We start from the raw sequence: 23,708 nt of genomic DNA on the forward strand, positions 1-23,708 counted from the left end.
CCCCCATGCCCGCGAAGCTGCCGATCGTGCCGGGGATCGTGTATTCGAAGATCTTCTGCGCCCCGTGAGCGGTGAAGACGGCGCCGACCACGATGCGCAGGACGAGGAGTCCCAGCGAGGCGGCGGCAGAGGGGGCGGTGGTGTTCGTCATGAGGAGGTGTTCCTTCGTGGCAGGACACCGCGCGCCAGGCGCGGAGCAGGGGCTATCCCTCCTTCCACGCTATTCAGACGACTTTTCCGTCTCCTGTGCGCAGCTCGTCGCAGCCCCGCTCGCCGCGCCTTCCGTAGACTCGCCGGATGGGAGATGCGCCGTCTGGACGACGATGCGCACAGCCGGAAAGGGGCACGAGGCGAGAGTGAGGGCACGATCGGCGTTCGGCGTGCTGCGCTTGGCCACGGCCGCAGTGTGCACCGTCGCGCTCGTGCACCGGCTGTTCTGGGGCCTGAGCTCCCGATCGATCGCGGGAGAGAACTTCTTCGCGTACCTGACGGTCCAGTCCAATTGCGCGCTCGTGGTCGTGCTGCTGATCGGTGCGGTGCTCGCCTTCATCCGGGCGACGGATCCTCGCTGGTTCACGGTCGCGCTGGCGCTCGTGCTCACCTGGACGATCACGGCAGGACTCGCCTTCGCGCTGATCGTCTGGCAGGCGGGACTCCGCGGCATCCGCGTCGACGTGCCATGGTCTGATCAGGTGCTGCATTTCTGGCTGCCTGCGTGCACCGCCCTCGCCTGGGTGCTCACACCGGGGCACCGCGGCGTGCCCTGGTGGGTGGTGCCGACGGCGCTCACCTTCCCGCTCGCGTGGGGCGGTGTCACGATGTGGCGCGGGCCGTCTGTGGGGTGGTACCCGTATTACTTCCTCGACCCCCGACAGGTATCAGGGCCTCCCGAGTTCCTGCTCACCAGCGGGGTGGCGCTGGCGATCTTCGCGCTCGTCGCGACGTTCATCGTGCTCGTCAGCCGGATGCGGCGACGCGGCCAGGAGCGCCCGGAGGTCTGACCCCGCTGCGGCCGGTGGGAGAGTCAGGCCGGTGCGAGTCAGGCCGGTGCGAGTCAGGCCGGTGCCGTGAGGAACGGTGCGAGCGAGGCGATCGCCGCCTCGAGCGCCTTCTGCTCGCTCATCTCGGCGAACGTGGCTGCCGCTTCTCCGCCGACGATGCCCACCACGACGTTCTCGCCCGTGGCCGGTGCGAGGTTGATCCAGGTGCGGATCAGCGCATCGCCGCCGACGACGTGCCAGAGCGTCGCAGCGGACTCGGCGTCAGCACCCTCTTCGGCGTCGCCTTCAGCGTCACCTTCGGGCTCGGGTGCCGACACGATCAGAGGATCGTCGAAGCGCAGCCAGACCGTCTCGATGAGTCCCATCCCGAGCTCGGCGATGGCACCGCGATGACCGAAGGGCAGCGCCGGAGCGAACTCCACGCCCTCGCCCTTCAGCACTCCGAGCGGCACCGTGATAAGGACTCGGTCGAACGACAGCGACTCCCCCGAGGCGATGCCGAGGCTGACGCCGGCGTCGTCGTAGGCCACGCGACTGACGGGCGATGAGAGGCTCAGCTTCGCGCCCTCGAGAAGCTCGTCGATGGCCGGGGTCAGGTCGCCGAGAGGTGCCACCAGCTCGTCGGCGGGAAGCCGAGGGGGGAACCAGGTCGACTCGTCGGAGGCATCGGCCCCCGATGCGGCCGCGATCGAAGCGAGCAGCGCCGCGAGTCCCGGCTCGTCAGGATCAGCGCCCGCTGCCGTCAGCGCATCCTCGAGAGACGAGTCGGTCGGCCCCTGCTGGGCGGTGGCGATCGCCGCCTGCACCGGTTCGATCGGCACCGGCTCGACGTCTCCGTCAGTCGATCGCCACAGCGAACCCGAGATCGGAGCCGTCCGGATGTCACGGGCGTTGAGAGTCTCGAGCAGGACGTCGTCGGACGAGCCGAGCAGCCAGCCGCCCAGTTGCGCGGGGAAGGGCCAGGCCGTGTCGTCGACCACCGAGTGCACGCGTCCGCCGATGCGGTCACGCGCCTCGAACACCGTGACCTGCAGCCCCTCGGCGACGAGTCGGGCAGCGGCGGCGGCACCGGCGAGACCTGCGCCGACGATCGCCACGCGCTCACCGCTGTCGGCGGCGCGAACGAGCTCGCCGGCGGCTCGATCACCGGATCGGAGCGCGGCGGCGATCGTGCCCGGCGCCTCGACGTCGGTCGCTTCGCCCGAGAAGAAGAGCCGGTCCTCGACCGGCTCGGCCAGCGCCTCGCGGGCCCTCGCCTGTGTGCCGACCGGAGTGAAGCTCGCAGCGCCGAGCGCGAACGCGTCGGTCGTCCACGAGCTGCGGGCGAACGCGGCGGGGGTGATCGCACCCGCGGTCGGCTTCGGAGTGGGCGAGCGATCGGGCGTGGGCGACGTCGCCGGCTCGGGAGTGCAGGAGGCCAGCAGGACTCCCAGGACACCGGCTCCGGCGCCCATCAGCAGTGTGCGACGCGTCATCCTCATCGTGTCGCAACGATACCGCGCGCGGGTGGCCGACGCGTGCGAGGACCCCTCCTGCACAGACTCGCCTGCCGCTCGATCCGCCCCCACGCCTGCGGGATCATCGCGGTCGGGCCTCGTCCGATCACGCAACACTGCCATTCTGGCGCGACGTTCACAGGATGGAGACATGACGATGAACGAACCTCAGATCTGGACGCTCATCGCGGTGTTCTCCGCGACGATGCTGGGGGTCGTGACGGTCATGACCACGCAGTTCAGCAGAGTCATCCGGGCTGAGATCGGCCGTCTCGACGGCAGGCTCACCGGACAGATCAGCGGGCTCGAAGGAATGCTCACCGGCAAGATCGAGGCACTCGACCACCGACTCACCGGCAAGATCGAGGCACTCGACCACCGGCTCAGCGGACAGATCGAAGCACTCGACCACCGGCTCAGCGGACAGATCGAAGCACTCGACCACCGGCTCAGCGGACAGATCGAGTCGCTCGAGTGGCGGCTCAACGGCAGGATCGACGCTCTCGACTCGAAACTGACCGCGCGCATCGACACGCTCGACAAAGAGGTGGCCGACATCGCAACCCGATTCTTCGGTGCCGCCTAGCAGTCGTGCAGTTCGCCGACTATCAGCTGCGGCCGCTGCCCGGGTGCCAGAGCACGACCTCGGCCGAGCGGCGGATGCGGCGGCCACTGGGCACCGGAATGACGCCGGCGGATCCCGCGGCGAACACGCGCATGCCCGGTCGGTTGTCGCGCTCGGCGCGCAGCGCGGCGTCGAGTTCGGCCACGCGGCTGCGCAGCATCCGGTTCTCGTCTTCGAGGTCGAGGACACGCGCGATCGCCGGAAGGCTCATGCCCTCGGATGACAGCTGGGCGACCTCGCGGAGCTGTTCGATGTTGCGGGTCGAATAGCGACGAGAGCCGCCGGAGGTGCGACCGGGCACCACGAGCCCGATGCGGTCGTACTGCCGCAGCGTCTGCGGGTGAAGACCCGAGAGCTGGGCGGCGACGGCGATCGCGAACACCGGGGTGTCGGCGTCCACGCGCTGGTCAGCCACAGTGGATCACCTCCTCCTCGGTGTTCGCGTTCGTCATGATCTTCTAGCGCCGTGCCTTCGCCATGAGGTCGGCACGCGGGTTCTCCGCCGGCTCCAGCGACTGGAACTTCTCCAGTGCCTCCCGAGCGGCCTCGTCGAGGTGCGACGGCACCGCGATCTGCAGCTCGGCGAGCAGGTCGCCCGTGCCCTTCGAGGTGGCGACGCCGCGACCCTTGACGCGCAGGACGCGTCCGGACGGCGTGCCAGGTGCGACACGGAGCTTGACCGTGTCGCCGCTGAGCGTCGGAACCTCGATCGTCGCGCCGAGTGCCGCCTCGGTGAAGGTCACCGGCACGACCACGCGCAGGTTCAGCCCCTCGCGGGTGAACACCGGATGCGGTCGCACCGCGATCTGCACCACGACGTCGCCGTTCTCCCCGCCATCGGGCGAGGGACGACCGCGTCCGCGGAGTCTGATCTTCTGCCCGTCGGCGACACCGGCAGGGATCTTCACCTTGAACGGTTTGCCGTCGTCCCCCTGCAGGCTGATGGTCTCACCCTGCACGGCTGTGGCGAAGTCGAGCGTGGTGCGCGCCGTGACATCGGCGCCCTTCTGGGGCCCGCCGAAGCCGCGGTATCCGCCGGAGGTCTGGCCGAATCGACCGGAGCCGAACGGGCCGCCCTGACCCTGGTTGAACATCGCGAAGATGTCCTCGAAGTCGGCGGACTGCTGCTGCCCGCGCCCCTGCTGCCCGAACCGGCTGAAGACGTCTTCGAAGCCGCCTGCTCCCGCACCGCCCGCCGTGAAGCGTGCGCCCGAGCCCATGGCGCGGATCTCGTCGTACTCCTTGCGCTGCTCGGGATCCGAGAGCACCGAGTACGCCTCGCTGATCTCTTTGAACTTCGCCTCCGCCTTCTCGTCACCCTGATTGGAGTCGGGGTGGTACTTGCGAGCGAGCTTGCGGTAGGTCTTCTTGAGATCAGCGTCGCTGACGTCCTTCGAGACCCCGAGGATCTTGTAGAAGTCCTTGTCGAACCAGTCCTGGCTAGCCATCGATCACCTACTCTGCGGGTACGGCGACGACGACCTTCGCGGGACGCAGCTCGACGTCACCGAGGCGGTAACCCACCTCGACGACCTCGAGCACCGTGGTCTTGTCGGCGCCCGGGGTGGGCTGCTGGAAGATCGCCTCGTGGCGCTGCGGGTCGAATTCCTCGCCCTTCTCACCGTACGAGACGACACCGAGACGCTCGACGACCGTGCGCACCTTGCCGGCGATCACGGCGAAGGGCGTGCCTTCGACCAGATCACCGTGCTGAGCGGCGCGATCGAGATCGTCGAGCACGGGGATGAGGCCCTTGGCGGCCTCGCCCTTCGCGCGCTCGATCTCGACCTGACGCTGCTCTTCGGTGCGTCGGCGGTAGTTGGCGTATTCGGCCTGGAGCCGCTTGAGGTCGTTCAGCAGCGCGTTCTCGGCGTCGGCGATCGCGGCATCCCCCGCAGCGGCCTCAGCCGTCTGGTCGGCGTTCAGGATGTCGTCGATCGTGAAGTCCGCGTCGTCAGAGCCCTCCGCAGCCCGGGCCTCATCAGAGTCCGGGTTGTGCGGCGCGGGGCCGGATGCCTGAGCATCCGACCCCTCGCTGTGACCTTCGGCGGGCTCAGGAACCTGATTGTCGTCGAAGTTCTTGTCCGTCATGATTACTTCTTCTCGTCCTCGTCGTCGACGACCTCGGCGTCGATGACGTCCTCGTCGGAGGAGCTGTCATCGGCCGGAGCCTCGCCCGCGGCGTCGGCGCTCGGGGCGCCCTCCGCCTGGGACTGTGCGTAGATGGCCTCGCCGATCTTGCCCTGCGACTGGTTCAGCTTGTCGAACGCGGTCTTCACGGCCTCGTCGTCTTCGCCGGCCAGAGCCGTCTTGAGAGCGTCGACGTCGGCCTTGACCTCGGTCTTCACGTCCTCGGGCAGCTTGTCGTCGTTCTCGGTGATCAGCTTCTCGATCGAGTACGCGAGCGTCTCGGCCTGGTTGCGGACCTCGGCGGCCTCGCGGCGAGCCTTGTCCTCAGCCGCGTGCTCCTCGGCCTCGCGCACCATGCGCTCGATGTCCTCCTTCGACAGCGAAGAGCCGCCGGAGATGACGATCGACTTCTCAGTGCCCGTGCCCTTGTCCTTGGCGGACACGTGCACGATGCCGTTGGCGTCGATGTCGAACGTGACCTCGATCTGCGGGATGCCACGGGGAGCCGGGGCGATTCCGGTGAGCTCGAACGTGCCCAGCGGCTTGTTGTCGCGGGTGAAGTCGCGCTCGCCCTGGAAGACCTGGATCGCGACGGACGGCTGGTTGTCGTCTGCCGTGGTGAAGGTCTCGCTGCGCTTGGTCGGGATGGCCGTGTTGCGCTCGATGAGCTTGGTCATCATGCCGCCCTTGGTCTCGATGCCGAGGCTGAGGGGGGTGACGTCGATGAGCAGAACGTCCTTGCGCTCGCCCTTGAGGACACCGGCCTGGAGGGCGGCGCCCACGGCGACGACCTCATCGGGGTTGACGCCCTTGTTGGCCTCCTTGCCGGTCTCGCGCTTGACGAGCTCGGCGACGGCGGGCATGCGGGTCGATCCACCCACGAGCACGATGTGGTCGATGTCGGCGACCTTGATGCCGGCTTCGCGGATGACGTCCTCGAACGGCTTCTTGGTGCGGTCGAGCAGGTCCTTCGTCAGGTCCTCGAACTTCGCGCGGGTGATGGTCTCGCTCAGCGACACCGGACCCGACTCGGTCAGCGACAGGTACGGGAGGTTGATGCTGGTGCTGGTCGAGGAGGAGAGCTCCTTCTTGGCCTGCTCCGCAGCCTCCTTGAGACGCTGCAGGGCGATCTTGTCACCCGAGACGTCGACGCCGGTGGTCTCCTTGAACTGCTTGATCAGGTGGTCGACGAGGCGCTGGTCCCAGTCGTCACCGCCGAGGCGGTTGTCACCCGCGGTGGAGCGCACCTGGATGGTCGAGAAGTCGTCGTCCTTGCCCACCTCGAGCAGCGAGACGTCGAACGTTCCACCACCGAGGTCGAAGACCAGGATGAGCTCGTCTTCCTTGCCCTTGTCGAGTCCGTATGCCAGAGCTGCGGCGGTGGGCTCGTTGATGATGCGCAGGACGTTGAGGCCCGCGATCTCGCCGGCCTCCTTGGTGGCCTGACGCTCGGCGTCGTTGAAGTACGCGGGGACCGTGATGACGGCGTCCGTCACCGTGTCACCCAGGTAGGACTCGGCGTCGCGCTTCAGCTTCTGGAGGATGCGCGCGGAGATCTCCTGCGGCGTCCACTTCTTGCCGTCGACGTCGAACGTCCAGTCGGTGCCCATGTGGCGCTTGACGGACGCGATGGTGCGGTCGACGTTCGTGACGGCCTGGCGCTTCGCGGTCTCGCCGACGAGCACCTCGCCGTCCTTCGTGAATGCGACGACCGAGGGGGTGGTGCGGAAGCCCTCGGCATTGGCGATGACCTTCGGCTCGCCACCCTCGAGGACGCTGACGACGGAGTTCGTCGTACCGAGGTCGATTCCAACAGCACGTGCCATGTGATTCTCCTTAGTTGCTGAGGTTGATGTGGGTCTGGAAATCCGGGGCGATCAGGGAAACCTGAGTCGCGATGGCTCAACTGTACTCCGACCGCCGGACGCTGTCAAATAAAGTTGATATGAACCGGCTCAACTTTTGAATCGGACGCCTCGACACCGCACATCCGCACCTGCGTCGAGGCGAGGATCTCGAAACACCGCCGTCACACGGCTCACCTAGAGTCCCTGCATGAGCCGCCCCATCCTCCTCGCCGTGTCGCACGGCACCTCGGATGCCGAGGGAGCCCGTGCCATCTCCGATCTGGTCGGCGCGGTCGCCGCAGCGATGCCCGAGGTCGAGGTGCGCAGCGCCTTCGTCGACGTGCAGCAGCCCGATGCCGCCGACCTGCTGCCGACGATCGACGGACCGGTCGTGATCGTGCCGCTGCTGCTCTCGCGCGGCTTCCACGTGCATCACGATCTGCACGGCATGGCGGCGAAGAAGGCGGATGCCGTGGTCAGCGCCCCGATGGGCCCCGACCCCCGGCTCGCCGAAGTGCTCGCGGAACGGCTGTCCGAGACGCTCCCGACCGTTCCAGATTCGACGCACACCGAGGATGCGCCCGTGATCCTCGCCGTCGCCGGCTCGCGCGACCCCGCCTCGCTGACGGATGCCGAAGCCATGGCGTCTCTTCTCTCGCTGCGGCTCGGCAGAAGGGTCGAACTCGCCTACCTCGCCGCACGCGAGCCCGACCTGGCCCATGCGCTGCGCGAGCACCCCGACGCGGTCGTCTCGACGTACCTGCTCGCCCGCGGCTTCTTCTTCGACCTCACCCTGAGGCAGGCGCCGGGCCGACGCGTCACCGCGCCCCTGCTCGACGGCACGACCGTGCCGCAGCCGCTGATCGACCTCGTCATCGCCCGATACGAGGAGGCGTCGGAGCAGCTGCTCACCGCACAGTCCCCCGGGGCCGCGCTGACTCCCGAGCCCGCACAGTCATGACCCTCGGCACGGTCACCCTGGTCGGAGCAGGACCCGGCGATGCCGGTCTGCTGACCCTGCGGGGGCTGCGCGCCCTGCAGCAGGCGGATGTGATCGTGGCCGACCGCCTCGGAGCCCGCGCCGTGCTCGCACAGCTCGCCGACGAAGGAGTGCAGCTCGACGCCGAGGTCATCGACGTCGGCAAGCTGCCCGGTCATCACCCGGTGCCGCAGGACGGCATCAACGAGCTGCTCGTCTCGCTGGCCCAGGAGGGCCGGCGTGTGGTGCGGCTCAAGGGCGGCGACCCCTTCGTCTTCGGACGAGGGCGCGAGGAGCAGCTCTTCTGCGAAGCCGCCGGCATCGCGGTCGAGGTCATCCCGGGCGTCACGAGCGCAGTGGCGGTGCCGGGTCTCGCCGGGATCCCCCTGACCCAGCGCGGCATCGCTGAGACATTCACCGTGGCCAGCGCCCACGACCAGATCGAGGCGCTCGGGGGCGGACGCGACCATACCGTCGTGCTGCTGATGGGAGTGAACACGCTCGGGCATTCCGCGCATGTGCTCGCCGCGGGGTCGCGCGGCGCCGACTGCCCGGTGGCCATCATCGAAGACGGGTTCGGTGCCCGACAGCGAGTCACGGTCGGCACCCTCGGCACGATCGCCCACCTCGCCGCGGTTCGACAGGTGCGATCCCCCGCGGTCGTCGTGGTCGGTGACGTGGTCGCGCTCAGCCCGCACGCCGGGATCAGCCCGAGTTAGGCGACCCTCAGTCAAGAGGTGGCAGACTGTCGTCAGCGGACCGATTCTCGCCCGATGAGCGCGTCCGTCGGCGGCGCCGCCATGGTCGGCGCATCCGCGCCCGGTCACACGGCGGTCACCGCTCTTCTCCCGGGAGCGCGAATGACTGACACGGACACCTACGACGTGCTCGTGATCGGCGGTGGCCCCGCAGGGCTGTCCGCCGCCCTCAACCTGGGCCGTTCGCTCATGCGCGTGCTGGTGGTCGACGCCGACCGTCCGCGCAACGCCGCCACGCTGAACTCGCACGGCTTCCTCACCCGTGACGGAGTGGCCCCGCACGAGTTGCGCCGCATGGCCCGCGACGAGCTCGCCGCGTACCCGAACATCGAGGTGCGCACGCGCGTCAGGGTGCTCGAACTCCGCAGATCGGCTCCCACGGCGGATGCCGGGGCGGATGCGGGAACGGATTCGGGAACAGACTCGGGAACGGACGCCGGTTTCACGGCATCCGTCGGCCGCAAGGACCCGACCGACGTGGTGACCGCTCGGAGCGTGCTGCTCGCGACGGGCCTGCGCGAGACCCTTCCCGACGTCCCGAACCTGCGGGGCTTCTACGGCATCAGCCTGTTCAGCTGCGCCGCATGCGACGCGTGGGAGCTGCGCGGGCGACGACTCGCCCTCATCGGAGAGACGCCCGACCTCGCCGACCGCGCCCGGCTCATCTCGCGCTGGACCGAGAGCCTCACCGTCTTCACCCTCGGCGCAGACACGGTCACGGCCGCGGAGGAGGCCGAGCTCGCCTCCACGGGGGTCGCCGTGCTGCGGCATCCGATCGCCGAGCTCGTCGGAGACCGCGGGCGCATCGAGGCGATCCGGCTGACGGACGGCACCGTCGTCGCGGTCGAGGGCGGTTTCGTGCGACCCGAGTGGCAGACCGATGTGTCATTCCTGCACGGGTTCGCCCCCGCCATCGACCACGACGGGCACCTCGTCACCGATCGGTCGGGCCGCACCGACATCCCGGGGCTCTATGCCGCCGGTGATGCGGCGATCCCCGGCCCCCAGCAGCTGATCGTCGCAGCAGGCGCGGGCGCGAGGGTCGCGTCGGTCATGGTGCACGATGCGGTCGGCATCGCCACGGCGCACTGAATCAGCCGGCATACCGGCGACTAGGCTGACCGCCATGACGCGCATCTCGCAGGCCCCGCAGCTCGCCCGCCTCGCCGCCCTCTCGGTGATCGCGCTGGCCGCGCTGCCGCTCAGCGGCTGCCTGTATGCGCAGATCCCCGTGAACGTGCCGGATGGCGACGGGCCAGAGCCCTCTCCGACCGCGATCCCGTCCGAGCAGCCCTCGGACGAGCCCGCCGGCGACCTGCCATCGACCATGACCTTCGCAGACGGTGCCGACATCCCTTCGGAGGCGTACATCCAGTGGGGCGACGGGCTCATCGCCGACGACGGCTGGAAGATCGTCAAGCCGGACGACGGCAACGGAGGCTGGACGTACGGCACGATCGACGACACCTGCACGGCCCAGTTCTGGCAGGGCCTGATCCCCGATGTGCCGACCGTGGCCGGCGACGACAGCGTCAGCTCGGATGCCATGCTCGCCGTCATCCTCGGCGAAGCGGACGCCGCCGCGATCACCCCGCTCGCGACGACGGGGTCGTTCAGCTATCAGGTCGGCGGCAACGCCGACGTCGAGAACCGCCAGGTCGTGGGCGAAGAGGGCGAACGCCGATGGGCGATGGCCGCACGGGCCTTCACCGCGACGGGTGTCGGACTCTACGTGATCGTCGACTGCACCGGTGGCGACCTGCAGGCCACGATGGCCGAGGTCATCGACAGGAACGCCGTCGTCATCCAGTGACGCCGGCCGCCCGGCATCCGCTCTGCTGACGCCGGGCGGAGATCACTTGCCGCCCGGCGGGCCCACGAGCAGCAGGATCACGTACAGCGCGACGATGCCGACGACGAGCAGGATCGCCAGCACCCACGGGCGGCGCAGGAACCAGCGCATGAGCCTGTCGTACCAGCGCGCATCGCGCGGGTCCTGCGTCTGCTCCAGCCGCCACTCGCCGGTCAGGCGGCCGGTGCGATGCAGCCAGATCTCCATGGGAATGGTCGCGTAGGGGACGATGGCGCTCGCCACGGCCAGGATCGCGACGCCGAGGTGCCAGCGCTGGTTGAGCGCGACGAGCACGGCGGTCGCCGCGTACGCGAGGAACACGAACCCGTGGATGCCACCGCCGATCGTGACGACGATTCCCGGCGCACCTGCGGCACGGGCGATGATCGCCGAGATCAGGATGGTCCAGGTGATCGCCTCCGCGATCGCGAGAACTCGGAACAGGCGGTCGGGTGTGCGGAACACGGGACTCCTCGGGTGGGGGTCCGTCCAGCGTATCCGGAATAGCTATGCGTCCCCGGGTGTTGCCGAAGGCATGGTGACCGTCGACTCCGCAGCCCTCGGGCACGTGCTCGACTCCGTCGACCTCCGCGTCGGCATCGCCCGTCGCGTCGCCCTCGCCACCGGCGGGCTCCTGCCGATCCCCTCGGGTTCGGCCACCCTCGTCTACATCGCCTCGGGCTCGGTGCACGGGCATCCCCCGCTGACCACCGGATGCCGCCTCGACGTCGACCCCGCAGCGCAGATCGTCGCGGTGGACGATCGCCCGCTGCACGCGAACCTGGTCGCCGGAGACGCGTTCCTGACGCTCGGCCGCTCGTCGATCGCCCTCGAAGCCGACGGGGTGACCGACCTCGTCGTCGTCGACCTCGAATTCTCCGACGGCGCCGCGATGATCGCCGCGCTCCTTCCCGATCCGATCACCGTCATGTCGTTCGCCGCGCTGGAACCGGCCGCAGCCGCACTCGCCGGAAGCATGGGCCCCACCGATCCCACGACCTGCCCGTCACGCCAGGGCGACCCGGTGATCTGCCGGATGATGGCGCAGACCGTGCTGCTCTCGGTGATCCGCGCATGGGCCGCCAACGGCTGCGCGCCGGCCGGCTGGCCCTCCGTGTCGAATGATCCGTTCCTCGACCGCGTCGTCGAGGCCATCCATGAGCAGCCCGGCCGCGACTGGACGGTCGAACGCCTCGCGAGCGTCGGCGCGATGTCGCGCTCGGTGTTCGCCGAGCGATTCCGCAGCGCGATCGGCCGCTCGCCCGCCGACTACGTCACCGAGGTGCGCGTCGACGCGGCGAAGCGGATGCTGAGCGAGGGCCGCTCGGTCAGCGAGACGTCGCGCGAACTGGGCTACGCCTCCGACGAGGGCTTCAGCCGGGCTTTCCGCCGCCGCACGGGGATGACTCCGTCGGTCTGGCGGGCGACGCAGCTCACCGCCGTCCCTGCCTGAGCCGGCCCTGCCCGCCGCTCAGGCGCGCTTCGCCGCCGCGACGCTCCTGCGGTTCGACATTCCGAAGAGCACGGCACCGACCAGCAGGGACGCAGCCCCGAGCACGTAGACGAACTCGACATCGAGGGTGTCGACGAGCAGTCCGCCGACTCCGGCGGCGATCGTGATCGCTCCCTGGAATCCCACGACCACGAGGCTTCCGCCCGCCTCGAGCCGGTCGGGCGAGCGGTGCCCCACCCACGTGTTGATCACGAGCAGCCACGAGGAGAAGAAGAAACCCCAGACCAGCACGACGATGCCGATGCCGAGGACCGACCCCGAGAGGAAGATCATCGACAGCACCGACGCGGCGATCACCAGCGGGGCGAACACTGCGAAGAAGCCGAAGGTGCGGTCGATGAAGAACCCGAGCCCGAGGTTGCCGGCGAGGCCTCCGAGCCCGAAGAGGGCGAGAAGCAGGATGATCGTCGACGGCTCGATCTCGGGGATGCGTTCGAGCGCGAGTCGCACGTACGTGTAGGCGAGGAAGTGACCGAGCACGACGAGCACGTGCCCGACCATGCCGAGCCCGATGCCGGGACGACGCAGCGTGTCGACGAGGAGCCGGATGCTGGCGCCCTGCTCGGCCGGGACCGAAGGGAGCATGAACCGCAGCGCCACGGCGAGCAGCACCATGAGGACGCCCGCGATCGCGAACACGGTCTGCCAGTCGACGATCTCGCTGAGCATCACACCGAGGGGCACTCCCGCGACGGTCGCGAGCGACACACCCGCGGAGGTGAACATGACGCCTCGCCCGAGGTGCTCCGGGCCCGCCAGGCGCACGGCGACCGTGATCGACATCGCCCAGAAGGCGCTGATCGCCGCACCCAGCAGGAACCGCGCGAGCAGCACGATGATGAGGTTGGGCGCGATCGCGACGATGAGGTTCGACGCGGCTGCGGCGAGCGCCATCCAGACGAGCAGCGAGCGCCGGTCGAGGCGGGGGAAGATCAGCCCCACCGTCGGCGCCACGATCAGACCGACGAGCGCGGTGACCGTGACCGTCTGCCCCGCCTGCCCTGGTGTGACGCCGAGAGCGTCGGCCATCTCGGTGAGCACGCCGTTGGGCAGGAATTCGGCCGTGACGAGAAGGAACCCCATCAGCATCAGCACGATGAGTCCGCCGTAGCGGATGCTCTCGGTGCGGGCGGTCGTCACGGGTACGGGCGCGGTCGTGGTCATGGTTCAACACTCCCAGGCGCGGAGGCCGGTCGCCCGACGCGGCGTCCAGGGCATCCGACCATTCGTCCGGACTGCGGTGAGACCGGGAGATCCGGGTCTGGACAGCATCCGCCCGCGCCCCCTAGGCTCGACGACGCACCGGGTTCTCCCGGAAGGCCAGAGCGAGAGGAGTGGATGACATGAACACCGTCTCTGTCGTGCCCCTCGCCGACATCCTTCCTCTCGAGGCCTCTCGCTCCTGATCCGCGCGTGGCCTCCCTCTCTCGGAGCCACATCGTGTCTGATCTCTTCGCTTCTTCCGAAGCATCCTCTTCGTCCTCCTTCTTCGACGCATCCCCTTTCGATTCCGTCCCCACCTTCGCCGACGTCGAACCCGGTGAGCACCAGCGCTGGACCACCTGGCCGGCGATCACCCCGTCGGAGCGAGGGCCGCTCCCCTGGCCCGAATGGGTGGTGACGAGCGCCGGCGCACTCGACACCGAGCTCGGCATCCTCAAGACCGGCAAGGAGGCCGACGTGTTCCTGCTCGAGCGCGCGGTGCCGGATGACCCGACCCAGCGCACCCTGCTCGCGGCCAAGCGCTACCGCGACTCCGACCACAGCAGCTTCCACCGCTCGGGCGTCTACACCGAGGGCCGCAGCACGAGGAACACCCGTGACACCCGAGCCCTCGCGAAGAAGTCCGAACACGGCCGAGCCGTCGCCGCCCTGCAATGGTCATTCGCCGAGTTCGACGCGCTGTGCCGCATGTGGGAGCTCGGCGCGCCGGTGCCCTACCCCGTGCAGGTCAACGGCACCGAGCTGCTGATGGAGTTCATCGGCGACGCGTCAGGAGTCGCGGCGCCCCGGTTGGCGGCCGTGCGCAGCGACCGGGCCGAGCTCGCCGGTCTCTACGACCAGATCGTCGACCTCATGCGGATCTTCGCCGCGGCGGGCTTCGCCCACGGCGACCTCTCGGCCTACAACCTGCTGGTGCACGGGGGTCGCGTGCGGGTGATCGACCTGCCGCAGATCGTCGACATCATCGCCAACCCCCAGGGCCTCGACCTGCTGCACCGCGACTGCGTCAACATCTGCGAGTGGTTCACCCGCCGCCGCGTCGAGCGCGACGCCGAAGAGCTCTTCGCCGAGATGCTCGCGGCGTCGTATGCGTGAGGGGTGTCGTCGACCCGGCCGAGTCAGCTGCGACCGAGTCAGCTGCTGCCGAGTCAGACGCGGCCGATGCGGGCGGCGAGCAACGACACCAGCTCGTACACGACGTGGCTCGCCGCGATGCCGGTGATCTGCGCATGGTCGTAGGCGGGCGACACCTCGACGACGTCGGCGCCCACGATGTCGCAGTCTCCGAGGGCACGGAGGATGCGCAGCAGCTCGCGGCTCGTGAGTCCCCCGGCCTCGGGTGTTCCGGTGCCCGGTGCGTGCGCGGGATCGAGCACGTCGATGTCGATCGACACGTACAGCGGCCTGCCTCCGACGCGCTGCAGGATGCGCTGGATGCCGGCCTCGACGCCGTGCTCCTCGATGTACTCGCTCGACACGATCGAGAATCCGAGGCGCTCGTCGTCTTCGAGGTCCTGCTTCGAGTACAACGGCCCGCGCGTGCCGACGTGGCAGCTCGAGGTGAGGTCGATCAGCCCCTCCTCGCTCGCGCGGCGGAACGGCGTGCCGTGTGTGATCGGGGCGCCGAAGTAGGTGTCCCAGGTGTCGAGGTGGGCGTCGAAGTGCAGCACGGCGACCGGGCCGTGCTTCGCCGCCACCGCCCGCAGCAGCGGCAGCGCGACCGTGTGGTCGCCGCCGATCGTGACGATGCGCTGCACCTGCTCGCCGAGCGCGAGCGCGGCGCGTTCGACCTCGGTCACCGCCTCGGTGAGGTCGAACGGGTTGACCGGGATGTCACCGGCATCCACCACCTGCGCGACCGCGAACGGCGACACGTCCTGGGCGGGGTTGTACGGGCGCAGCAGCCGCGAGGACTCGCGCACGTGCGACGGGCCGAAGCGCGTGCCGGGGCGATAGCTCACGCCGGAGTCGAAGGGGATGCCCACGACGGCGATGTCGGCGCGAGGCACGTCTTCGATCCTCGGCAGGCGGGCGAAGGTCGCGATCCCGGAGTACCGGGGGTTCACGGAGGCGTCGATGGGGCCCACGTTCTCGGTCATGATCAGTCCTGTCTCTGCGTGGGGATGTGCACGAGCTGCACTCCGCCGGCGGCGATGGCGTCGCGGATGCTCGGCACGATGTCGTCTCGGTCGTCGACCCGACGCCCGGTGGCGCCGAAGGCGGTCGCCAGCGCCGCCCAGTCGGGCTGCACCAGGTCGACGCCGATGGGGGTCATGCCTCGGTCGACCTCGTTCTGACGGATCTCGGCGTAGCCGCCGTTGTCGACGCACACGATGGTGACGTCGAGCCGCTGTTCGACGGCCGTCACGAGCTCATTGACGCAGAACATCAGCGCACCGTCTCCGATCACGGTGACGACGGGATGCTCGGTCTGCGCCACCCTGGCGCCGATCGCGGCGGGAAGGCCGTAGCCGAGGGTCGCATAGGTGGGCGTGTAGAGCAGGGAGTGCGGATGCTGCGAGCTCAGCACGCTGCCGAGCGCCATGTAGACGATCTGCGAGGAGTCGCCGGCGACGATCGCGTCATCGGGGAGAGCGTCGGCGATGAGCTCGGCCAGCGCGACCGCCTCGGGGGCGGTGTCGCGCATCTCGGCCTCGATCGCGGCGCGCTCGGTGGTCAGGTCTCGAGCAGCCCTGCCCTCGTCGGGCAGCAGCGCGAGCAGGGCGGCGCTCACCGCGGCGGCGTCACCGACGATCCCCACGGTCGCGTCGAGGTTCTTGTTCCGCTGCAGCGGCGAGATGTCGATGCGCACGACGGCGCCGCGCGCCTCCAACCGCGGAGCCCAGAGTTCGGCCTCACCGAGCTTCGATCCGATGACGAGCACCACGTCGGCGTCTTCGGCCACCTCGCGGGCCGCAGCGAGACGCAGGTTCGAGCCGAGCGACAGCGGATGCCGCTCGTCGATGACACCCTTGCCGTTGAGCGTGGTGAGCGCCGGGGCACCGAGGCGTTCCGCGAGTGCGGTGACCTCGTGCGCGGCATCGACCGACCCGCCACCCGCGACGATGACCGGCCGCTGCGCACCCTGCAGCAGACGTGCGGCATCGGCGAGAGCTGACGGATCACCCGACACCCGCGGAGGCATCACCCTGGGGTGGCGCGCCTCCGCGGGGACATCGGCCGGGGCCTCGAGCACGTCGAGGGGGATCTCGATGTGCACGGGGCGGGGGCGGCCGGTCTGGAAGAGCGTGAAGGCGTCGTGCACCGCATCGACCGCCTCGGCGGCGCTGGACACTCGGCGCGACCACTCGGCGATCGCGCCGACCATGGCCGTGGCATCCTTCGTCTCGTGCAGGGTGCCGACATCGGCGAACTCGGCGCCCAGCGGCACCCCGGGAGACAGCACGATCAGCGGCCGTGACTCGCAGAACGCCGTGCCGATCGCGCTCATGGCGTTCTGCAGACCGGGGCCGGAGGTCGTGATGACGACACCGGGAAGACCCGTCTGCTGCGCCCAGCCGTCGGCGCCGTAGCCCGAGCCCTGCTCGTGCCTGTTCGTCACCGCGCGGATGCCGAGAGAGGCGAGCGGGCGGTACAGCTCGAGGTTGTGCGTGCCCGGGATGCCGAAGATCGCATCGACGCCGTAGGCGCGGATGGTCTCGAGCACCGCGCGGCCGGCGGTATCGGCGTAGCGCTCGTCTGTCATGGTGGCATCCTCGCTCATGCCGAGACCATGACTGCGGCGCCGACGTGACGGCGTGTGCCGTCGACCCACGTCTCGCGCACGGCGATGGACGAGATCTCCTCGGCGTCGACGGCCAGCGGGTCGTCGGAGAGCACGACGAAGTCGGCGTACTTGCCGACCTCGAGCGAGCCGAGGTCGTCTTCGCGGCCGATCGACACGGCGCCTTCGATCGTGTGCGCGCGCAGAGCCGAGAGGGCGGAGACCCGCAGATCGTCTGGCCCGAGCTTGTGCCCCCGACGGGTCACGCGGGTGACGGCCGTCTGGATCGCCTCGAGCGGGATGGGCTCGGCCACCGGAGCATCCGACGAGATCGTGAACGGCACCCCCGCCCTCTCGAACTCGCCGAGGGGGTTGAAGCGCTCGCCCGGAGTGCCGATCGCCTCTTCGACGCCCTCGCCCCAGTTGAAGTAGTGCTGGGTCTGGTTGACCGGGCGGATGCCGGAGGCCGCCATCCGGTCGATCTGCTCGGGCGTCGGCAGACCGCAGTGCTCGATGCGGTGCCGCGCATCGGAGTCGGGCCGCTCGGCGAGCGCCGCCTCGATCGCCGACACGACCATCTCGATCGCCGTCGGCGACTGCGCGTGTGTCGCCGTCTGCAGGCCCGCCGCGTGCGCCCGGCTGATCAGCGCCGCGTATTCGGCGGGCTCGTGATACAGCTGACCGGTGCGGCAGGGGTCTCCGACGTACCCGTCGGGGAAGTACGCCGTCCAGCCGCCGAGCGTGCCGTCGGCGTAGAGCTTGATGCCGGCGAAGCTGAGGTGGGCGTTGCCGAACTGCCCCACGAGACCCATCTCGAGCGCCTCGTCGAGCAGGTGCGACAGCAGGTACATCGACACCCGCAGCTCGAGGCGGCCGGCCTCGGCGAGACGCAGATACATGTCGAACTCGCGTCGGGTGACCTGACAGTCGCCGATCGAGGTGACTCCCCCGGCGAGGAACCGCTGCGTGGCGGCATCCAGCTGACGCAGGTGCTCCTCCGGCTCGTCGGCGAGGTGGAAGTTCGGTCCGTGGTGGCCGATCTTCACCCCGTGCACGCCGGTGAGGATGTTGCACGCGGCATCCGAGAGCTCGCCCGTCAGCTCGCCGTCGGCGTCGCGGAAGAACTCGCCGCCGTCGGGATTCGGCGTGTCACGGTCGACGCCGTTCTTGGTGAGCGTGTACGAGTTGACGACGCCGCCGTGGCCCGAGGCGTTCATCAGGTAGACCTCTCGGTCGGCGGCGACCTCGTCGAGCTCGAAGCGGGTGGGATGCCGCTTCTCGGCGAGGTTGCGCTGCTCGTAGCCGTAGCCGCGCACCGGGCGTCCGGCGGGTGCGTCCACCGCCGCCGCCTTCAGCAGCGCCACGATCTCGGGGATGCTCTCGGCCTTCTCGGGTCCGCAGTCGACCCACGTCATCAGCTGCCCGAACATCAGCGGGTGGGCGTGCGCATCGACGAAACCGGGCACGATCACCGCGTCACCGAGGTCGACGTGGTCGGGTGCGAGCCCCGCGCGCTCCGCCGCGGCCCGGCACTCGGCCGGGGTGCCGATCGCGAGGATCCGGCCGCGATCGGTGAGCATGGCGGTCGCCGTCGTGGCATCCGCATCCACCGTCCGGATCACGCGAGCCGTGAACAGCTGCGGGATCGTCTGGGCGGAGCGGTCGAAGGGAGTGAGCTTTCTCATGGCAGCCTGTTCGCGGTCGTGTCGGTGCGGGCGGTGAAGGATGCCGTGACCGGGGCCTCATCCGAGTGCTGCGGGGCGAGCTTCGTGCAGATGCCGGCGATCACAGCCATGCCGGTGAACATCGCGAGGACCGACCAGATGTTGCCTGTCCAGGCGATGAGCTGCGTCGCGAACCAGGGCGAGAATCCTGCCCAGATCGCGGCACCCACGCCGTAGGACAGCGCGATCGACGTGTACCGGGACTGCGGACGGAACATCTGGGCGAGCAGGGCGGCGATCGGGGCGTAGGTCGCGCTCATCGCGATGCGCACCAGCGAGGCGAAGAGGAAGATCAGCGGCTCGACGCGTCCGGGGAGGATCAGCAGGAACGGGACGAAGGTGAGCACCGAAGTGATCAGACCGATGTACATCACGTTCTTGCGGCCCCACTTGTCGCCCAGCCAGGCGACCGGCAGAGTCACGACGAACTCGACGAAGGAGGCGATCGTCATCGCGTCGAGGATCACGCGCTCGTCGATCGCGATCGGGTCGCCCGTCGCATAGGCCGTGGCGAAGGTCGTCGCAAGGTAGTAGCCGCCGGTCGAGATGGGCAGGATGCCGATGCCGAGCAGGATCGGACGCCAGTTGGTGCGCAACGCGTAGGCCAGGGGCATCGACTGCTTGCGCCCCTCGATCTTCGTCTCGAAAACCGGGGTCTCCTCGACGCGGTAGCGCACCCAGAACCCGACGCCGACCAGCACGATCGACAGCAGGAACGGGATGCGCCAGCCGCCGTTGATGATGAAGTCGTCGCCGACGCGCGACATGATCGCGAAGATGCCCGAGGCCAGCAGGGCGCCGGCCGGGTTGCCGAGCTGGGTGAAGCCGCCGTAGAAGGTCTTCGACTTCTCGGGGGCGTGCTCGACGCTCATCAGCACGGCGCCGCCCCATTCGCCGCCGACCGCGAGGCCCTGGACGGCACGGAGCAGGATCAGGAGGATCGGAGCGAGGATGCCGATGTTCTCATACGTGGGCAGGCAGCCCACGAGCACGGTCGCCGCGCCCATGAGCAGCAGCGTGATGACGAGCGACGTGCGCCGGCCGAGCTTGTCGCCGATGTGGCCGAAGATGATGCCGCCGAGCGGGCGGACGAGGAACGCGACGGCGAACGTCGCGAAGGCCGCTGCGGTCTCGGCGAGCCGGTCGCCGCTCGGGAAGAACAGCGGACCGAAGACGAGGGCGGCAGCGGTCGCGTAGACGTAGAAGTCGTACCACTCGATGGTGGTGCCGACGAAGGCGGCGAAGCCTGCGCGCCGCGCCTTGCTGTGGGTGGAAGTCATGTGTGGCCCGCTCCTTTGCGGAAGATGTCGGATAGCGAAGGATGCTACGGACGTGTGGACGCGAGGACAAGGTCAGAACTCCAGTGTGAAGCCTGATTCACTGATGTTGTGCTCGCTGGATCACGCACTATTCGCCTACCCAACCGCCGCAACGGCTCTTACACTGCAGTTATGCACCTGCGGCGGCGCGTTCGCGGGAAACTGACGAATATGGGTGATCCATGGATTTCGACGCCGAACTGATCCGCGCTCTTCAGGAAGACGGTCGCGCCAGCATCCGCTCGCTGTCGCTGCGCCTCGGACAGTCGAGAGCCGCGGTCGCCGCCCGACTGCGCACGATGCTCGACGATCGCACCGTGCGCGTCGTCGCCGCGGTGGATCCGGTGTTCCTCGGGCAGCACGTGCTCGCGCACGTGTCGATCCGCACCGATGGGGCCGTGGAGATCGTCGCCGAGCACCTGCGCGACATGAGCGAGACCGTGCTCGTCTCGGCGGTCGGCGGCGCCCACGACCTCGTCACCGAGGTGCGCCTGGGCACCATGGCGGATCTGCACGACCTGCTGGCGCAGATCCGCGCGATCGACGGCGTGCTCGACATCAACACGATCATCTACTCGACCGTCGTGAAGGGCTTCTTCGTCTCGGAGTACCACGGTGACGTCACGCTCGACACAGTCGATGAAGACCTCATCGAACGGCTGCAGTCCGACGGACGCATGAGCTTCCGTGCACTCGGCGAGGCCGTGCGTCTCTCCCCCTCGGCTGTCGCGACCCGGGTGCAGCGACTGATCGACGGCGGGGTGATCAAGATCAGCGCTGTCGAGGCCAGGGGTCTCGCGCACCGACAGCTGTCGATGGGCGTCGGCCTCAATCTCAACCACGATGACGAGGCGGTGATCGAGGAGCTGAAGACCGGGCGAGGGATCGACTTCGCCGCCCGCACCCTCGGGCGCTTCGACGCGGTGGCCACGCTGGTCGAGCCGTCTGCGGGGGCGCTGTACGCGAGTCTCGAGCGGCTGAGGTCGCTGGCCGGCGTCACCCGCATCGAGGCGTGGCTGCACCTGGCCGTGCTCAAAGAGGACTACGCGCGGACGCTGCGCGAGCCGATGCCCCACCCCTGACGTGCGGCGCGCCGTCACCGTCCGTTCACCGCGCGCCGTCAGACTGCGATCATGAGCGAATCCCCGCAGAGCGGCGCGGTGCCCGAGCCCGCCGCGACGGCGAACAGCGGCGCGGTCGGCGTGATCGGCCTCGACCTGCGCGGCGAGACCCCCGCACCGAAGAAGCAGGTCTACTCGTGGGCGCTGTGGGACTGGGCGACGCAGCCCTTCAACACCGTCATCCTCACCTTCATCTTCACGGCGCTGTATCTCACGACCGAGGCGTTCCTTCCGGCGGAGATCGCCGGCCTCGACGCGAAGGACCCGATCCGAGAGGCAGCCGAGGCGGACCTCGCCTCGGGTCTGGGCCTCGGGTCGACGATCGCCGGGATCGCGATCCTCCTGATCGCACCGGTGCTGGGTCAGCGCGCGGATGCCGCGGGGCGCCAGAAGCTCTGGCTCGGGATCGGCACCGGGGCGCTCGTCGCCTGCATGCTCGGGCTGTGGTTCGTCGAACCGACGCCGACGCTGTTCTGGCTCGGCGTCGCGTTGATCTCGGCAGGGTCCGTCTTCGGCGAGATCGCCGCGGTCAACTCGAACGCCATGCTGATCGGCATCGCGAACCCGAAGACCGTCGGGCGCATCTCGGGCCTCGGCTGGGGCTTCGGCTACATCGGCGGCATCCTCGCACTGGTGCTCGTCGTCGTCTTCTACGTCTTCGACTGGTTCGGCCTGCCGGATGACGCGGGACTGCCGTTCCGCATCATCGCGGTCGCCTGTGCGCTCTGGGCGATCGTCTTCTCGATCCCGATCTTCCTCAACGTGCCGGAGCCGTCGCTCGGACGCCCCGAACGCAAGGTCGGCTTCTTCGCCTCCTACGGCCTGCTGGTGAAGGACGTCGTCGGCCTGTACCGCAACCCCGACACTCGTCAGACGTTCTGGTTCCTGCTGTCGAGCGCCGTGTTCCGCGACGGGCTCGGCGGCGTCTTCGCCTTCGGCGCCGTCATCGCCAGCCAGGTGTTCGACTTCGGCTTCCTCGACCTCGTGATCTTCGGCATCGCCGCGAACCTCATCGCGGGCGTCTCGACGATCATCGCCGGGCGCTACGACGACCGCTTCGGCCCGAAGCGGATCATCCTCGTCTCGCTCGCCGCCATGGTGGTCGCAGGCCTCGCGGTGTTCTTCCTGGTGGACGCCGGAACGGTCGTCTTCTGGATCGGCGGTCTGGTGCTCTGCGCCTTCGTCGGCCCCGCCCAGGCGGCGTCGCGGTCGTTCCTCGCCCGCATCACGCCTGCCGGGCGCGAGGGAGAGATCTTCGGCCTGTATGCGACGACCGGGCGGGCGGCGAGCTGGATGGCATCGGGCGCCTGGACTCTGCTGATCGTGCTTTCGGGCTCGACGTCGTACGGCATCCTGGGCATCGTGCTGGTGCTGATCGCCGGGTTCCTGCTGCTGCTGCCGGTGAAGGCGACGCAGCGCGGCTGAGGGGCGGTGCGGGAGTAGCCTGACCGCGTGACGGTCATCATCGCTTTTCTCGCCAACATCCTCGTCGCGATCGCCAAGACGATCGCTGCGGTGATCACGTCTTCGGCGTCGATGGTCGCCGAGGCGGCGCATTCGTGGGCGGATGCCGGCAACGAGGTGTTCCTGCTCATCGCCGACCGCCGGGGCGCGAGGGTGAAGGATGAGCGGCATCCGCTCGGCTACGGACGTGCGGCGTTCGTGTGGTCGTTGATCGCGGCGTTCGGGATCTTCACCGCGGGGTCGATCGTGTCGATCATGCACGGCGTGCAGGAACTCGCCGAGACAGGCCCCGTAGAGAGCCCCGGGGTGGCGTACACCGTGCTCGGCATCGCCTTCGTGCTCGAGGGTGCGTCGTTCACGCAGGCGATGGTGAAGTCGCGACGGTTGGCGCGCGAGCGCGGATCGTCGACCTGGGACTATGTGCTCAAGACCAGCGACACGACGCTGCGGGCGGTGTTCTTCGAGGACATGGCAGCCCTGATCGGGCTGGTGATCGCGGCCGGTGCGATCGCGATGCACCAGATCACCGGAGTCGCCGCGTGGGATGCCGTGGGGTCGATCCTCGTCGGCGTGCTGCTCGGGGTGGTCGCGATCATCCTCATCGGCCGCAACATCGCCTTTCTCGTGGGCTCGAACGCGTCGCCCGCATTGCGCGATCGCGTCGGGCGCGCACTGCTCTCGTCGCCGCAGATCCAGCGGCTCACCTATCTGCACATCGAGTACGTGGGCCCGAACCGACTCTTCATCGTGGCCGAGGTCGATCTGACCGGAGACGCCCGTGAACACGATGTGGCCCGGAGCCTGCGCGTGATCGAACAGCAGATCGAGGCGCATCCGGTCGTCGAGACCGTGGTGCTGTCGCTGTCGGTCGACGACGAGAAGTCGCTGGAGTTCGGCGAGGTCTCCTGAACCTCTCACCCTGGACGCCGAA

General features: G+C 69.1%; 23 protein-coding genes. 11 read left to right on the forward strand and 12 right to left on the reverse strand.

Features of this window, described 5'->3' with window-relative positions:
- The coding region (locus tag AC04ME_RS00005; RefSeq protein ID WP_475433974.1) for a DoxX family membrane protein at positions 1-151 on the reverse strand (151 nt) is incomplete at its 3' end.
- Positions 152-356: 205 nt separating this feature from the next.
- Here AC04ME_RS00005 and AC04ME_RS00010 point away from each other — a divergent pair.
- Positions 357-1,001 carry a Pr6Pr family membrane protein gene (locus tag AC04ME_RS00010; RefSeq protein WP_056374645.1) on the forward strand — a complete coding sequence of 215 codons (645 nt, stop codon included), beginning with the start codon at positions 357-359 and terminating at the stop codon, positions 999-1,001.
- 53 nt (positions 1,002-1,054) lie between these two features.
- Here the strand turns inward: AC04ME_RS00010 and AC04ME_RS00015 are convergent, their stop codons facing one another.
- On the reverse strand, positions 1,055-2,476 hold the full coding sequence (locus AC04ME_RS00015; RefSeq protein ID WP_475432963.1) for an FAD-dependent oxidoreductase: 1,422 nt from the start codon (positions 2,474-2,476) through the stop codon (positions 1,055-1,057).
- Positions 2,477-2,648: 172 nt separating this feature from the next.
- Here AC04ME_RS00015 and AC04ME_RS00020 point away from each other — a divergent pair, with 172 nt between their 5' ends.
- On the forward strand, positions 2,649-3,083 hold the full coding sequence (locus AC04ME_RS00020; RefSeq protein ID WP_311877925.1) for a hypothetical protein: 435 nt from the start codon (positions 2,649-2,651) through the stop codon (positions 3,081-3,083).
- A 22-nt stretch (positions 3,084-3,105) separates the two neighbouring features.
- Here AC04ME_RS00020 and AC04ME_RS00025 read toward each other — a convergent pair whose 3' ends face one another.
- Genes AC04ME_RS00025 through dnaK form a run of 4 tightly spaced genes read right to left on the reverse strand, consistent with a single transcriptional unit; the run spans position 3,106 to position 7,078 of the window.
- Complete coding sequence (locus AC04ME_RS00025) at positions 3,106-3,537, reverse strand: heat shock protein transcriptional repressor HspR (RefSeq protein ID WP_042536837.1); 432 nt, start codon at positions 3,535-3,537, stop codon at positions 3,106-3,108.
- 43 nt (positions 3,538-3,580) lie between these two features.
- The gene (locus AC04ME_RS00030) at positions 3,581-4,570 is read right to left on the reverse strand and encodes a DnaJ C-terminal domain-containing protein (RefSeq protein WP_042536838.1); all 990 of its coding nucleotides are present in this window, start codon (positions 4,568-4,570) and stop codon (positions 3,581-3,583) included.
- A 7-nt stretch (positions 4,571-4,577) separates the two neighbouring features.
- On the reverse strand, positions 4,578-5,213 hold the full coding sequence (locus AC04ME_RS00035) for a nucleotide exchange factor GrpE (RefSeq protein ID WP_042536839.1): 636 nt from the start codon (positions 5,211-5,213) through the stop codon (positions 4,578-4,580).
- 2 nt (positions 5,214-5,215) lie between these two features.
- Positions 5,216-7,078: a molecular chaperone DnaK gene (gene dnaK / locus AC04ME_RS00040; protein ID WP_042536840.1), complete on the reverse strand. Its 1,863-nt coding sequence runs from the start codon at positions 7,076-7,078 to the stop codon at positions 5,216-5,218.
- A 229-nt stretch (positions 7,079-7,307) separates the two neighbouring features.
- On the opposite strand from dnaK, the gene AC04ME_RS00045 reads away from it, so the two are divergent.
- Genes AC04ME_RS00045 through AC04ME_RS00060 form a run of 4 tightly spaced genes read left to right on the forward strand, consistent with a single transcriptional unit; the run spans position 7,308 to position 10,649 of the window.
- Positions 7,308-8,060: a sirohydrochlorin chelatase gene (locus AC04ME_RS00045; protein WP_475432966.1), complete on the forward strand. Its 753-nt coding sequence runs from the start codon at positions 7,308-7,310 to the stop codon at positions 8,058-8,060.
- Positions 8,057-8,797: a uroporphyrinogen-III C-methyltransferase gene (cobA, locus tag AC04ME_RS00050; protein ID WP_455903791.1), complete on the forward strand. Its 741-nt coding sequence runs from the start codon at positions 8,057-8,059 to the stop codon at positions 8,795-8,797. Before AC04ME_RS00045 ends, cobA begins: the two co-directional genes overlap by 4 nt.
- Before the next feature lie 54 nt (positions 8,798-8,851).
- A complete protein-coding gene (locus AC04ME_RS00055) occupies positions 8,852-9,928 on the forward strand; it encodes an NAD(P)/FAD-dependent oxidoreductase (protein WP_475432968.1) in 1,077 nt (358 codons plus the stop codon).
- Positions 9,929-9,962: 34 nt separating this feature from the next.
- Positions 9,963-10,649: a hypothetical protein gene (locus tag AC04ME_RS00060; RefSeq protein ID WP_475432970.1), complete on the forward strand. Its 687-nt coding sequence runs from the start codon at positions 9,963-9,965 to the stop codon at positions 10,647-10,649.
- Positions 10,650-10,691: 42 nt separating this feature from the next.
- On the opposite strand, the gene AC04ME_RS00065 is transcribed toward AC04ME_RS00060, so the two are convergent.
- Positions 10,692-11,153, reverse strand: a complete 462-nt coding sequence (locus tag AC04ME_RS00065) for a DUF3817 domain-containing protein (protein WP_475432972.1) — start codon at positions 11,151-11,153, stop codon at positions 10,692-10,694.
- 70 nt (positions 11,154-11,223) lie between these two features.
- Here AC04ME_RS00065 and AC04ME_RS00070 point away from each other — a divergent pair, with 70 nt between their 5' ends.
- Positions 11,224-12,141 (forward strand): helix-turn-helix transcriptional regulator, encoded by a 918-nt coding sequence (locus AC04ME_RS00070; RefSeq protein ID WP_455903794.1) that lies wholly within the window; start codon positions 11,224-11,226, stop codon positions 12,139-12,141.
- Positions 12,142-12,159: 18 nt separating this feature from the next.
- Here the strand turns inward: AC04ME_RS00070 and AC04ME_RS00075 are convergent, their stop codons facing one another.
- Positions 12,160-13,365 carry an MFS transporter gene (locus AC04ME_RS00075; protein WP_309691838.1) on the reverse strand — a complete coding sequence of 402 codons (1,206 nt, stop codon included), beginning with the start codon at positions 13,363-13,365 and terminating at the stop codon, positions 12,160-12,162.
- 276 nt (positions 13,366-13,641) lie between these two features.
- On the opposite strand from AC04ME_RS00075, the gene AC04ME_RS00080 reads away from it, so the two are divergent.
- A complete protein-coding gene (locus tag AC04ME_RS00080) occupies positions 13,642-14,520 on the forward strand; it encodes a serine protein kinase RIO (protein ID WP_042536911.1) in 879 nt (292 codons plus the stop codon).
- Positions 14,521-14,573: 53 nt separating this feature from the next.
- Here AC04ME_RS00080 and speB read toward each other — a convergent pair whose 3' ends face one another.
- Genes speB through AC04ME_RS00100 form a run of 4 tightly spaced genes read right to left on the reverse strand, consistent with a single transcriptional unit; the run spans position 14,574 to position 20,153 of the window.
- Positions 14,574-15,524, reverse strand: a complete 951-nt coding sequence (gene speB / locus AC04ME_RS00085; protein WP_042536848.1) for an agmatinase — start codon at positions 15,522-15,524, stop codon at positions 14,574-14,576.
- 2 nt (positions 15,525-15,526) lie between these two features.
- On the reverse strand, positions 15,527-17,131 hold the full coding sequence (locus AC04ME_RS00090; protein WP_475432975.1) for a thiamine pyrophosphate-binding protein: 1,605 nt from the start codon (positions 17,129-17,131) through the stop codon (positions 15,527-15,529).
- Between the two features lie 14 nt (positions 17,132-17,145).
- A complete protein-coding gene (locus AC04ME_RS00095; protein ID WP_042536850.1) occupies positions 17,146-18,834 on the reverse strand; it encodes an amidohydrolase in 1,689 nt (562 codons plus the stop codon).
- Complete coding sequence (locus tag AC04ME_RS00100; protein WP_042536851.1) at positions 18,831-20,153, reverse strand: MFS transporter; 1,323 nt, start codon at positions 20,151-20,153, stop codon at positions 18,831-18,833. Before AC04ME_RS00100 ends, AC04ME_RS00095 begins: the two co-directional genes overlap by 4 nt.
- 221 nt (positions 20,154-20,374) lie before the next feature.
- On the opposite strand from AC04ME_RS00100, the gene AC04ME_RS00105 reads away from it, so the two are divergent.
- From AC04ME_RS00105 to AC04ME_RS00115, 3 genes are read left to right on the forward strand one after another with little or no spacing between them, the layout of a single operon-like run.
- The gene (locus AC04ME_RS00105) at positions 20,375-21,274 is read left to right on the forward strand and encodes an Lrp/AsnC family transcriptional regulator (RefSeq protein WP_042536852.1); all 900 of its coding nucleotides are present in this window, start codon (positions 20,375-20,377) and stop codon (positions 21,272-21,274) included.
- 51 nt (positions 21,275-21,325) lie between these two features.
- The gene (locus tag AC04ME_RS00110) at positions 21,326-22,738 is read left to right on the forward strand and encodes an MFS transporter (RefSeq protein WP_042536853.1); all 1,413 of its coding nucleotides are present in this window, start codon (positions 21,326-21,328) and stop codon (positions 22,736-22,738) included.
- A 27-nt stretch (positions 22,739-22,765) separates the two neighbouring features.
- The gene (locus tag AC04ME_RS00115) at positions 22,766-23,686 is read left to right on the forward strand and encodes a cation diffusion facilitator family transporter (RefSeq protein WP_042536854.1); all 921 of its coding nucleotides are present in this window, start codon (positions 22,766-22,768) and stop codon (positions 23,684-23,686) included.
- The last annotated feature ends 22 nt before the right edge of the window (positions 23,687-23,708 follow it).

It is taken from the genome of Microbacterium sp. LjRoot205, assembly GCF_056175745.1.